This window comes from Nocardia niwae NBRC 108934 = DSM 45340, from assembly GCF_001613465.1.
Taxonomy (GTDB): Bacteria; Actinomycetota; Actinomycetes; order Mycobacteriales; family Mycobacteriaceae; genus Nocardia; species Nocardia niwae.
Window position 1 is genome coordinate 301,159 of sequence record NZ_BDCK01000002.1, and the last position, 11,866, is coordinate 313,024.

11 protein-coding genes are annotated in these 11,866 nt (G+C 67.1%); 8 read left to right on the top strand and 3 right to left on the bottom strand.

Annotated features, from left to right (window positions below; translation table 11 throughout):
- The first annotated feature begins 64 nt into the window (after positions 1 to 64).
- From rpsF to dnaB, 5 genes are all read left to right on the top strand, one after another.
- Complete coding sequence (gene rpsF / locus NNI01S_RS01865) at positions 65 to 352, top strand: 30S ribosomal protein S6 (RefSeq protein WP_040871220.1); 288 nt, start codon at positions 65 to 67, stop codon at positions 350 to 352.
- 88 nt (positions 353 to 440) lie between these two features.
- Entirely contained in the window at positions 441 to 977 is a 537-nt protein-coding gene (locus NNI01S_RS01870; RefSeq protein WP_063016779.1) for a single-stranded DNA-binding protein, read from the top strand.
- 57 nt (positions 978 to 1,034) lie between these two features.
- Positions 1,035 to 1,286 (top strand): 30S ribosomal protein S18, encoded by a 252-nt coding sequence (rpsR, locus tag NNI01S_RS01875; protein WP_043700357.1) that lies wholly within the window; start codon positions 1,035 to 1,037, stop codon positions 1,284 to 1,286.
- A gap of 17 nt (positions 1,287 to 1,303) precedes the next feature.
- Positions 1,304 to 1,756 (top strand): 50S ribosomal protein L9, encoded by a 453-nt coding sequence (gene rplI / locus NNI01S_RS01880; protein ID WP_063016780.1) that lies wholly within the window; start codon positions 1,304 to 1,306, stop codon positions 1,754 to 1,756.
- Positions 1,757 to 2,385: 629 nt separating this feature from the next.
- On the top strand, positions 2,386 to 4,980 hold the full coding sequence (gene dnaB, locus NNI01S_RS01885; protein ID WP_063016781.1) for a replicative DNA helicase: 2,595 nt from the start codon (positions 2,386 to 2,388) through the stop codon (positions 4,978 to 4,980).
- Between the two features lie 28 nt (positions 4,981 to 5,008).
- On the opposite strand, the gene NNI01S_RS01890 is transcribed toward dnaB, so the two are convergent.
- Entirely contained in the window at positions 5,009 to 6,274 is a 1,266-nt protein-coding gene (locus tag NNI01S_RS01890; protein ID WP_084488360.1) for a serine hydrolase domain-containing protein, read from the bottom strand.
- A 121-nt stretch (positions 6,275 to 6,395) separates the two neighbouring features.
- On the opposite strand from NNI01S_RS01890, the gene NNI01S_RS01895 reads away from it, so the two are divergent.
- Positions 6,396 to 7,130 (top strand): TetR/AcrR family transcriptional regulator, encoded by a 735-nt coding sequence (locus tag NNI01S_RS01895; RefSeq protein ID WP_063016782.1) that lies wholly within the window; start codon positions 6,396 to 6,398, stop codon positions 7,128 to 7,130.
- 255 nt (positions 7,131 to 7,385) lie between these two features.
- The gene (locus tag NNI01S_RS01900) at positions 7,386 to 9,050 is read left to right on the top strand and encodes a cutinase family protein (RefSeq protein WP_063016783.1); all 1,665 of its coding nucleotides are present in this window, start codon (positions 7,386 to 7,388) and stop codon (positions 9,048 to 9,050) included.
- A 60-nt stretch (positions 9,051 to 9,110) separates the two neighbouring features.
- Here the strand turns inward: NNI01S_RS01900 and NNI01S_RS01905 are convergent, their stop codons facing one another.
- Entirely contained in the window at positions 9,111 to 9,860 is a 750-nt protein-coding gene (locus NNI01S_RS01905; RefSeq protein WP_063016784.1) for an SDR family oxidoreductase, read from the bottom strand.
- A gap of 211 nt (positions 9,861 to 10,071) precedes the next feature.
- Complete coding sequence (locus NNI01S_RS01910; RefSeq protein ID WP_063016785.1) at positions 10,072 to 11,310, bottom strand: phthiocerol/phthiodiolone dimycocerosyl transferase family protein; 1,239 nt, start codon at positions 11,308 to 11,310, stop codon at positions 10,072 to 10,074.
- Positions 11,311 to 11,576: 266 nt separating this feature from the next.
- On the opposite strand from NNI01S_RS01910, the gene NNI01S_RS01915 reads away from it, so the two are divergent.
- Positions 11,577 to 11,866 (top strand): EamA family transporter (locus NNI01S_RS01915; RefSeq protein ID WP_157114547.1); only part of this gene is annotated, 290 nt, incomplete at its 3' end.

An 11,866-nucleotide genomic window follows, 5' to 3' on the forward strand; every position in this document is an offset into this window, starting at 1 on the left:
GCAACGACCCTCCTGCCACGGACCGTCCGTGGCCGTTTCCTAGTCCACAGGAGGTGATTGGTCCGTGCGTCATTATGAAGTGATGGTCATCCTCGATCCGAGCCTGGACGAGCGCACTGTTGGTCCGTCGCTGGACAACCTGCTCAGTGTCGTTCGCACCGAGGGCGGCAAGATCGACAAGGTCGACATCTGGGGCCGCCGTCGGCTCGCCTACGAGATCGCCAAGCACGCCGAGGGCATCTACGCCGTGGTCGATCTGACCGCCGAGCCCGCCACCGTGAGCGAACTCGACCGCCAGCTCGGTCTCAACGAGACGGTGCTGCGCACCAAGGTTCTGCGCCACGACAAGTAGTCCGGCAACCCTCGTTTGCGTCGGAGCCTGTGCCTAGGCTCTAGCGCAACAGCGAGACGCGGACTGCACACCGAGCAGGAGGAACCACATGGCAGGCGACACGGTCATCACCGTCATCGGAAATCTGACGGCCGACCCGGAGCTTCGATTCACACCGGCGGGACAGGCGGTGGCGAATTTCACCGTCGCGTCGACTCCCCGTGTGTTCGACCGTAATTCGAACGAATGGAAAGATGGCGAAGCGCTGTTCCTGCGCTGCAATATCTGGCGTGAGGCCGCGGAGAATGTTGCCGAAAGCCTGACCAGAGGTTCCCGTGTCATCGTGAGCGGACGGCTCAAGCAGCGCTCCTACGAAACCCGCGAGGGTGAGAAGCGCACGGTCGTCGAGCTCGAGGTCGACGAGGTCGGTCCCTCGCTGCGCTACGCCACCGCGAAGGTCAACAAGACCAGCCGCGGCAGCGGTGGCGGCGGCTTCGGGTCCGGGTCCGGCAGCGGTGGCAACTACGCCTCCTCCGGTAGTGGCGGTGGGCGTTCCGGCGGTGCCGAGGACGACCCTTGGGGCAGTGCGCCCGCGGCCGGCTCCTTCGGGGGCGGCGGCCGCATGGATGACGAACCGCCGTTCTGAGAACGGCCACAGCGGCCCGCTCGCATCGGGCCATCAATGATTACGGAGTACAAGACCATGCCTAAAGCGCCCGCGCGCGAAAAGGTGCTCAAGAAGAAGGCTTGCTCGTTCTGCAAGGAGAGCAAGACCGGAACCGTCACGATCGACTACAAGGACACGGCGTTGCTGCGCAAGTACGTCAGCGACCGCGGCAAGATCCGCGCCCGCCGCGTCACCGGCAACTGCGTCCAGCACCAGCGCGACGTCGCGGTTGCGGTCAAGAACTCGCGTGAGGTCGCTCTGCTGCCCTACGTGTCGACGGCTCGCTGAGAAAGGGAGGCACGCTAATGAAGTTGATTCTGACTGCTGATGTGGACAACCTCGGTGCCCCCGGCGACACCGTGGAGGTGAAGGACGGCTACGGCCGCAACTTCCTGCTGCCGCGCGGCCTGGCGATCGTGGCCAGCCGTGGCGCGCAGAAGCAGGTCGAGGGCATCCGCCGGGCGCAGGAAGCCCGCCGGGTGCGCGACCTGGACCACGCCAACGAGCTGAAGCAGGCCCTCGAGGGTCTGGAGTCGGTCTCGCTGGCGGTCAAGACCGCGGGCACCGGCAAGTTGTTCGGCTCGGTGACCCAGTCGGACGTCGCGGCGGCCGTCAAGGCGGCGGGTGGCCCCGTCGTCGACAAGCGCAGTATCGAACTGCCGAAGGCGCACATCAAGACGACCGGCAAGCACGCCATCGTGGTGCACCTGCACCCGGACGTGGCTGCGAAGTTCGACCTCACGGTCACTGCCGCCTGATCGAGGCATCGCGTCGAGGACCACTTCCGTCTCGCGGATGGAAGTGGTCCTCGGCTGCGCCCTCCCATCCGAGGTCGATTAGTAGCTAACTATTTGCCAGATGATCGAGAGCATCATTCGGAGCAAACGGCGCGGCGCAGCACCGCGCGCCGGCGCCTCGTGCGTACAGCCTGTGGATTGTCGGTCGAACCGACCGCTCGCAATGTGATTCAGGTCATATTCGGATTACGTTCTGTTAACCCAACACGCCCGGCTGTTCAACTCGGCCGACACGCCGGTACTTCGTTAATCCACACCTGGAAAAGCGCGGAAGTCCATATCTATCTGCGTATTTGACCTCGGCGACCTGCGTTTTCCCCAACTTGTACACAGGGGGTGCACACGGTTGGGTGAACTTTCCCCAAGTTATCCACAGCTGTGTGCACAGCACGGTTTGGTGCACACCCCTCGCGTCGCCTAGGTTCGTCGCATCGCTGCGCGCGGACCGCTTCCCATCCCGTGCGCGAGCGGGTGCCGCGGCGGTAGCTGGAGCCCTGGTCATCGGCTTTTCCAAACGTGTCGGTGCCCGGGAGTAAAACGAGTCGACAGGGTGGAACCCGGTCGTGGGGTAGAGAGGACGGTCGAGTCTGGTGACAACCACCGATGACCGCGGGCACACGGACTTCCCGCCCGAACCTCCCGGCGAAGACTTCGGCCGCCAGCCTCCACACGACATGGCGGCCGAGCAGTCGGTGCTCGGCGGCATGCTGCTGAGCAAGGACGCCATCGCCGACGTCATCGAGGTCATTCGTCCCGGCGATTTCTACCGTCCCGCCCATCAGGCCATCTACGACACCATCCTCGATCTCTACGGACGCGGCGAACCCGCCGACCCGGTGACCGTCGCCGCGGGCCTCGACCGCCGCGGCGAACTCAAACGCATCGGCGGCGCGCCCTATCTGGTCACCCTCACCCAGACCGTGCCGACCGCCGCCAACGCCGGCTTCTACGCCGAAATCGTCGCCGAGAAAGCCATTTTGCGCCGCCTGGTCGAGGCGGGCACCCGCATCGTCCAGTACGGATACGCGGGCGCCGACGGGCAGGACGTCGCCGAGGTCGTCGACCGCGCCCAAGCCGAGGTCTACGAGGTCACCGAACGCCGCACCAGCGAAGACTTCCTCCCCTTGGAGGAATTGCTGCAGCCGACGATGGACGAGATCGACTCGATCGCCAGCCGCGGCGGCATCTCCCTGGGCGTCCCCACCGGTTTCACCGAACTCGACGAGATCACCAACGGCCTGCACCCGGGTCAGATGATCATCGTCGCGGCGCGGCCCGGCGTCGGTAAGGCGCTGGCAGTGGATACTCCACTGCCCACGCCCACCGGGTGGACCACCATGGGCCGAGTGCAAGTCGGCGATGAGTTGCTCGATGCCGATGGTTTGCCCACCCGCGTCGTCGCGGCTACCGAGATTCTGACCGGACGCCCGTGTTACGAGGTCGAGTTCTCCGACGGCACCGTGATCATCGCAGACGAGCAGCATCAATGGCGCACCGAGACGCGCGCTTCCCGGCGATCGAAGCGGGCCCGCGCCGAAGTGCGTACCACCGCTGAAATCGCGAAGACGCTGCGCTGCGACACCGCCGATCGCAGGCTGAACCATTCGATCACCAATACCGGCCCGCTGCAGTTGCCTTCGCGCAAGTTGCCCGTTCCCCCTTACACTCTGGGTGCCTGGCTCGGTGACGGAACGTCCGCCGCCGCCCAGCTCACCTGCGCCGATCCGGAGATCATCGCGCGAATCGAAGCTGAGGGAATCGTCGCCGTGCCGTCGCGATCGGCTCGGTTGCGCTATCAGCTGAGACTGCCTGCCGACGAGCCGATCGCCGTGCGCGAGTGCGCGGTGTGTGGAAAAGAGTTCGTTCCTTTCACCAGTGAAGTCCGCACCTGCGGGCGTTCCTGCGGTGGAAAGGCACGGTTCCGTTCGGCTCCGGTACCTCCGCCTCGCTGCCCGAATTGCGGCGAGCGCTCGATCGGTCTGCGCCTGTGCCAGAAGTGCCGGAACACCGTGGGTAGCGTGCAGGCGCGTCTCCGGGAGCTGGGTGTCCTCGGGGAAAAGCACATTCCCATCGACTACCTGCGAGCGTCCGAGGAGCAACGCCGTTCTCTCCTGGCCGGTTTGCTGGACACCGATGGCACCGTAACCCACGGCGGCTCCGTACAGTTCTGCGTGACGAACGCCCGGCTCGTCCGGGACGTGCACGAACTGGTCGTCGGCCTCGGCTACCGCTGCCGGGTCTCCACCAAACGAGTTCCGGGCCGTTCCGAGGAATCATCGATCGCGTACATCCTGACGTTCGCCACCGATGACGAGGTGTTCGGCCTGTACCGGAAGGCCGTGTTGCAGAAGGAACGGCGCGCTGGCCGCAGCACCGCGCGATCGAATTCGCGATTCATCGTCGACGTGCGCCGCATCGACAGCGTGCCGGTGCGCTGCGTCGAAGTGGATAATGCCGATCATCTATATCTGGCCGGCCGCTCGATGATCCCCACGCACAATTCGACCCTGGGCATGGATTTCATGCGTAGTTGCTCGATCAAGCACGGGTTGGCGAGCGTCATTTTCTCCCTGGAGATGAGCCGGACCGAGATCGTCATGCGGTTGTTGTCGGCGGAGGCGAAGATCAAGCTCGGGGACATGCGGTCCGGGCGGATGAGCGACGACGACTGGACGAAGCTGGCGCGGCGGATGAGTGAGATCAGCGAGGCGCCGCTGTTCGTGGACGATTCGCCGAACCTGACCATGATGGAGATCCGCGCCAAGGCGCGGCGGCTCAAGCAGCGCCACGACCTGAAACTCGTGGTCGTGGATTACCTCCAGCTGATGACCTCCGGCAAGAAGGTCGAATCCCGCCAGCAGGAAGTCTCGGACTTTTCCCGCAACCTGAAGCTGCTGGCCAAGGAACTCGAAGTGCCGGTGGTGGCGATCAGCCAGCTCAACCGCGGTCCCGAACAGCGAACCGATAAGCGCCCGATGGTGTCCGATCTCCGCGAATCGGGAAGTCTCGAGCAGGATGCGGATATGGTCATCCTGCTGCATCGTCCCGACGCTTTCGAGCGCGACGACCCGCGCGGCGGCGAGGCGGACCTGATTCTGGGCAAGCACCGTAACGGCCCCACCGCGACGATCACCGTGGCCCACCAGCTGCATCTGTCCCGCTTCGTGGACATGGCGCGCGGGTGAGCCGCGATGTGTAGGTCGCACTTCGTTTTCAGTCGTCGATCGCCTGGTAGGCCGTGGTCCAGAAGTCCCGGTGCAGGTGGGCGGTGGCCGGGATATCCATCGCCGACTGTGTCAGCAGGATTCCGGTGAGTCCTTCGACCGGGTCGGTGTAGGCGGTCGTCCCCAGCCCTCCGTCCCACCCGAACTGACCCACAGGAGCCAGGTCGCGACGATGGGTCCGCACGGCCATTCCGAATCCGTAACCGCCGTGCCTGCCGAAGTGGTCGCCGAAGGCGTCTTTCTCGACCTTCTGCTCCGGTGTCAGGTGGTCTGTCGTCATCAGCTCGACCGAGGCCCGCGACAATACGCGCTCGCCGCCCAGGCTGCCCTTGTTCAACAGCATGCGGTAGAACGCGTGGTAGTCGTCGACGGTCGAGACCACCCCGTCACCACCGGCCTCGAACTTCGGCGGCCGACTGTACTTGCCGCCCCTCGCCTCGTCCCACACCACCAGGGAACCCGTCTCCGGGTCGTGTGCGTAGCTGGTCGGCAGCCGGTGGATCTGGTCCTCGGGCACGTGGAAGCCGGTGTCGCGCATACCTAGCGGGTCGAGGATCCGCTCGCGCAGGAACGCCTCGAACGTCTGGCCGGCGACCCTCGGGATGAGCACGCTGAGGACGTCGGCGCCGGTGTGATATTGCCACAGCTCTCCCGGCTGATGCATGAGCGGAAGGGTGCCCAGGCGCCGGATCCACTCGTCCGGCGCGACCGACGGCGGGACGTCCAGATCCAGTTCGCGCATCGCGTCCTGAATGGGGTAGGTGCCCGGCGCCGCCAGCACAGCGCCGAACCCGAACGTGAAGGTCAGCAGGTCCCGTACCGTGATCGGCCGCAGAGCCGGGACGGTGTCCTCCAGCGGGGCGTCGATGCTGCTGAGCACCCGCCGGTTGGCGAGTTCTGGCAACCACGTGTCGACCGGGTCGTCCAGCCGCAGGCGGCACTCCTCGACCAGGACCATGACCGCCGCGGCGGTGAGCGGCTTGGTCAGCGACGCCATCCGGAAGATCGTGTCGCGCCGCATCGGCGCGCCGCCACCCTCGTGCATCGTTCCCAGCGTCTCGACGTGGACGTCCTCACCCCGGCTGACCAGCGCGACCAGCCCGGGCGCCGCTCCAGCCGCCACGTGCCCGGCCAGCACGTCGCGCATCCGCCGCAGCCCCGGCCGTGACAGTCCGCCCCGACGCGCACCCGCGTCACCCCGGCCGCTCTCCGCCTTCCAAGTGCCCTGCGCGTCCCAGCTCACCGTCGTCGACATGATTTCTCCTCCAAGATGCGTACAGTGTTCGCTTTCTGGGAACACTGTATGCATTGGTGCAGTCGTGCGCAAGTGCGCACACTGTGCGCTATGGTGGCCGTCAGCACGGGAGAGGAGACCTATGCCGACCGACAAACCGCCCGTCCCCTCGGTCTGGGCCCGTCAGCGGCCCGCCCGGCGGCAACCGGGCCTCACCCAGGAGCGCATCGTCTCCGAAGCTGTGCGTCTGCTGGACGAGGAGGGCATCGAGGCGCTGAGCATGCGTACGCTCGGCACCCGGCTCAACGCAGGAGCCACCTCGATCTACCGGCACGTGGCCAACAAGGACGAGCTGATCGAGTTGGTCGTGGACGAGGTCTACGGCCAGATCAGCGTCCCCGACGCGGACGCCTCGGAGACCTGGAGGGATCCCGTCGCCACGTGCGCCCACAGCATGCGCGCGATGGTGCTCCGCCACCCTTGGGTCGTCTCCGTCCTCGGCCAGGTGGGGCTTTCGGAGTTCGGGCCCAACATGATGCAGCAGTCCGAACGCATCCTCGCCCTGTTCCACGCGGCGGGGTTCGCCCCGGGCGAGGCGGACCGGGCCATGAGCACGCTCATCGCGTACGTCATCGGCATGGCCACCAGCGAGGCGGCCTACCTCTCCCTGGTGGCCCGCAGCGGGCAAACCGAACAGGAGTGGGCCGAGAGCTTGGAGCCGACCGCCGAGGAGGCCACACGGGAGCATCCGCTCCTGAGCGAGGGCTACGCCGCCCGGCGCGGCGACGACCCTGCCCGCCTGCGCGACGAGACCTTCTCCTACGGCCTGGACCGTGTCCTCGACGGCCTCGCGGCGGTGCTCCCCGCCCCGGACTGAACCCACGCCGAGCCGCCGGGGACGGTAGAAGCCCAGCCCTGACCTCGGCGCCCTTCGCACTGGGCGGGCCTCGCCCGGCCGGTGCCAGGATGCGGCTTACGTCGTGACGGGGTGGCACGACGGCAGTGGGCGTTCGAACCCTTCCATCTGGCACCAAGTAACGCTCGGGTCGCCTGCCACGACGTTGTCGGTGACGTATTGCCCGTCGGGGGGCTTTCCGTCCACTTTGTCGGTGTATGGAATGGGAAACAGGACATGGCTCTTCGCGAGTTCTTCGCGCGGCATCGCATAGCTTCGGCCGTTGCCGCCCCGGCGGCGTTGGGGGTGGCGGCGGTCGTCGCCGCCTCGTTGGCACTGACGTCGACGCCGCAGACCAGGGATACGCAGCTCACGACCTCCGTCACGGAATGCCGCGACATGGTCACCATCTCGGTGGCCGGTCGCAACGACACTCCGGTGGAGGGGACCACCAAGATGCTGGTGGACGCCAACGGCAACCCGTTGCCCGCCGCGCTGTCCGGTGACCACAGCAGTGAGTGGGTCGACCCGGTCGTCAACGCGCCCGCCGACGACGTCGATCCGGACGCGTACGCCGCGGTCTACATCGCGTACCCGGCGAATATGTCCACCTACGAGGACGCCGTCAACGCCGGAGTCGCGAATACCGAGCGGGTGATGCGAGAGATCGCGCAGGCGTGCCCCGACACCAAATTCTCGATCGTCGGGTACAGCGAGGGCGCCGATGTCGTGCGCCGCGTCGCGATGAAGATCGGCCATCAGGAGCCCGGCCAGGACGGGGCCTACGAGGTCGTCGATCCGGACGATGTCGTCGGTGTCGTCATCCTCGCGGACTCGGGCCGCTCGGCCGGAGACGGGCCGTTCCCGGGTTCGAAGGATCCGTTCGGCAACCCGGACGGCTTCGACCAGCAGTACCAGAACGGCAAGAACCCGGTCCCCGGTCAGGGCGCGGTGCAAGGCACCAGCGGTGACTTCGGTGCGTTGAACGGCAAGATCGCGTCGTTCTGCTCGGACGGCGATCTGACCTGTTCGGCGCCGCAGAACATCTCGTTGCTGCAGTTGGTGGTCAACGTCGGCAGGCAGCTGAACGTCGACGCGCTGGAACGCGACGGGCTGACGCCCGCGACCGGGCAGGACGTCGCGGTGGTACTGGGTCGGATCGCGCTGGCGGCGTTCGCCGACATCCAGTCGCAGCCGAACTGGATGCAGAGCGACGAAACCTTCCTGGAAGTGCTGCTGCGCGTGTCGGATCCGGCGTACAAGCCGGGCGAGACGAAGGCCCCGGCGAAGGCGGACTCGATTTCGACCAATGAGATGTCGCCGCTGGCATACCTGCCGCAGAAGGTGTTCAACGAGATCGTCGGTCTCATCGTGACGAACCAGAACACAATTCCCGTGATCTTGAGCGACCCCTACAACCTCACCCTCGGGCCGAACCACACCGGTCACCACTTCGACTACTGGGACGACGCCGATCCCGCCGCGGGCAAGCCGCTGACCTCGGCCGAGTACGCCGCGGCCTGGCTCACCCATCTGGCGAAGCAGGCGCAGGCCGGTAAGCAGGTCGACCCGACGTCCAAGCCGCAGCAGGCCGATCTGGCCGCTGTGTACAAGGCGGCGGAGACCACCTCGGCGGCGCCGACCACCGAACCCGTCAAGGCTTCGACCACGGCGCCGGCTTCGACCAGCGCCGCTCCCACGACGACCGGCGCCACGAGCGCTCCCACCACCACCGTCGCGCCGACCACGACCACGACCACGACACCGGCGGGCACCACGCCTGCTCCGTCTCCGGTCGCGGCGCCGGTCGAGACGACGAAGCCGACCACCGTCGAACCGACCACTACGACAACCCAATCCGCGGCCCCGGCTACCAGTACGACCGCGAAAGCATCGAATTGACCGACCCGTCGGCTCGCGATCGCAACCTTTGGACGCGATCACGAGCCGACGGCGTTTCGGTCAGACCAGTCCGCCGTTCGCGCGAACGACCTGGCCGTTGACCCAATGTCCCTGCGGGCCTGCCAGGAATGCCACCACGGCGGCGATGTCGGCGGGTGCGCCGAGTCGCTGCAGCGGCACGGCGTCGGCGAGCCGCTGGACGGTGGCGTCGTCTTTGCCGTCGAGGAAGAGGTCGGTGGCGGTCGGCCCGGGCGCCACCGCGTTGACTGTCACGTCGCGTCCGCGCAGTTCGCGGGCCAGGATCATGGTCAGCGCCTCGACGGCTCCCTTGCTGGCTGCGTAGGCCCCGTAGGTCGGGAACGCGGCGCCGACCACCGACGTGGAGAAGTTGATGATCGCCCCACCGGGCCGCAGCCGCCGCGCCGCCTGTTGGTCCACGACGAAGGTGCCGCGGATATTGGTCCGGTAGGTGCTGTCGAGCACCGCGAGATCCAGATCGACCAGCGGCGCGAGCTGCATCCGGCCCGCCGCGTGCACCACGACGTCGACTCCGCCGAATTCGCTTTCCGCTCGGTCGAATACCGCCGCCATCGCGGACTCGTCGGCGACGTCGCCCTGGGCGGTCACCGCTACGCCTCCTGCGCCGCGGATGGCTTCGGCGGTGTTGCCGGCCTCGGCGGCATTCGACGCGAAATTCAGGACAACCGCGAATCCGTCGCCCGCGAGACGTTCGGCACACGCGCGGCCGATGCCGCGAGAACCGCCTGTTACCACCGCGACGCGGGCGGACCCGCCGTTTGTGGTTGCCACAGGATGCTGTTCCTTCCGTTCGTCGGCGTGATTCCGGAACTTCCGACGACGCCCCGTCACCGGGCGAACGAGTGTGGCAGGCGATACGCCATGGCCCTGCGGCGTCGGAAGGGGCCAACCATAACAGTGCGGCCGCCGGAATTCGCCGGTCACCGCACCGGCGAGCGGTTACGCGGAGCGGGTTGTCCGCTCGCGCGAGCGGATTGCGCCGTCAGGCGATCACGGCGCGAAGATGGCGTGTCAGCACTTCGACGCGGTGGCGCTGGAGCTCGGTGAATTCTTCCGGATGGTGTATCTCGACGCTCAGCCGACCGGCGAAGGTGCTGATGACGCAGGTTCCGCCGCCCGGTTGTTGTGGACGGCGGCCGGTCAGGTCCGGCTTCGCGAGCATGGTGGAGTGGAAGTCGTCGATGCGCAGCTCGTCCTGCTCGGGCAGGGGCGGGATAGTGCCCCAGTTGGTCGCGATGACCACCCCGGGCAGCGCGGGCCTGGGTGCGGCCGCCATGTCGGGGATGCTCAGGGGCGTGCGTTGCACGATGCCCGCGGCCAGCCCGGCATGCAGCGCCTCGCTGATGCCGCGGGCCGACTCCACCAGCGTCACGTCGGAGTCGGGGGAGAGGTAATTGGCGAAACCGAGGACGTTCGTCCCCTCGGTGCCGCCGATTTCGGGGCTCACCCGGGTGCGAAGGTCGACGGAGTACAGGTAGAGCAGTCCGGTGAGCGGTAGTTCGCGAATCTCCGCTTCGGTGCGCAACAGGGCCGCCGATACCAGACCGTGCACGGTGACGTTCTCGCGATGCCCGAGCGCTACCAGCGCGGCGGACTCCTCCCGGGTGAGCCTGCACCGGGTGGTGCGCAGCATCGGGTATTCGTCGTCGCGCTCCTGAGGGGCGGGCGTCGCGGCGGCGGGAGTCGCATCGGCGGGCGGGGAGCCGGGCAACGCCATCTTCTCGATGCCGCGCGCCGCGAGCAGATGCTCGACCGGTTCGGGGAACGCGCGCACCGGCGGCTGTGGGGTACCGCCGCCGACCGCGTCCCGATATCCCGCCCAGAACTCGGTGACGACGACGAACGCGTGGAAGGCGTCCGCGATGCTGTGATGGATCATGAGCGTGACGCTCGCTGTGTCGCCGTCGCGCACCACGCACAGGGCGCAGACGCCCGCTCGTTGATCGAATTTCGCACCGGTGAGGGCGAATTCGGGGTTCGCGTCGGCGACGAAGATCTCCGGTACGGCATCCGTCACGGCGAAGGCATGACCGCCTGTCTCGGCCGGCTCGATGCGGGCGCGCAGAATCGGATGCGCTCGCGCGACGGCCTCGAAGGCTGCGGTCAGCGCCCGCAGGTCCAACCGGCCGGATACCCGTGCCGTATAGCCGATGAAGACCTCGCCCGCGGCGAACATCTCCTCGCTCGGGGCGAGCCGGCGAATCACGTCGACCACGATCATGCGTTCCCTTCGCTCCCGGGGAGACTAGCCCGAACACCGTTGCCTGGGGGCATCATTCGCACCAATCGGACGAAAAGGACATGAAGAAGGACATGTAATCGGCGGCAACCGGCCTTACCGGAGCCGGGAACTGGATCTGCCGGATGATCGGATCACCTGGTTAAGCTCCCGGTGGTCGAAAGCGAGCGGAGTATGTCCCCCACCGAGCAGAGGTCATCCGGCGGCGAGCCGGGCGCCGTCCTCGGGCGCCGAACGGCGGGTGCGCGATGACCCGCCGCGGGTGGGCGCTCTTCTTGGCGATGGGCGTGATCTGGGGCGTGCCGTACGCGATGATCCGCGTCGCGGTGGAGGATCTCGACCCGATCGTGGTCGCGTTCGGCCGCACGCTGATCGGTGGTTTGCTGCTGCTGCCGGTCGCGTTGTTCTCCCGTGCGCTGACGCCGGTGTTCCGGCGGTGGCGGCCGCTGCTGCTCTACACCCTGGTGGAGATCACCGGGCCGTGGTTGCTGATCGGATACGCCGAGACCACGCTGCACAGCTCGACCGTTGGGTTGCT

Bases quoted from the DNA above. Each gene is read 5' to 3' on its own strand.
- rplI (WP_063016780.1), top strand. From the start codon at position 1,304: ATGAAGTTGATTCTGACTGCTGATGTGGACAACCTCGGTGCCCCCGGC.
- NNI01S_RS01900 (WP_063016783.1), top strand. From the start codon at position 7,386: ATGGCTCTTCGCGAGTTCTTCGCGCGGCATCGCATAGCTTCGGCCGTT.
- NNI01S_RS01910 (WP_063016785.1), bottom strand. From the start codon at position 11,310: ATGATCGTGGTCGACGTGATTCGCCGGCTCGCCCCGAGCGAGGAGATG.
- NNI01S_RS01895 (WP_063016782.1), top strand. From the start codon at position 6,396: ATGCCGACCGACAAACCGCCCGTCCCCTCGGTCTGGGCCCGTCAGCGG.
- rpsR (WP_043700357.1), top strand. From the start codon at position 1,035: ATGCCTAAAGCGCCCGCGCGCGAAAAGGTGCTCAAGAAGAAGGCTTGC.
- NNI01S_RS01870 (WP_063016779.1), top strand. From the start codon at position 441: ATGGCAGGCGACACGGTCATCACCGTCATCGGAAATCTGACGGCCGAC.
- NNI01S_RS01890 (WP_084488360.1), bottom strand. From the start codon at position 6,274: ATGTCGACGACGGTGAGCTGGGACGCGCAGGGCACTTGGAAGGCGGAG.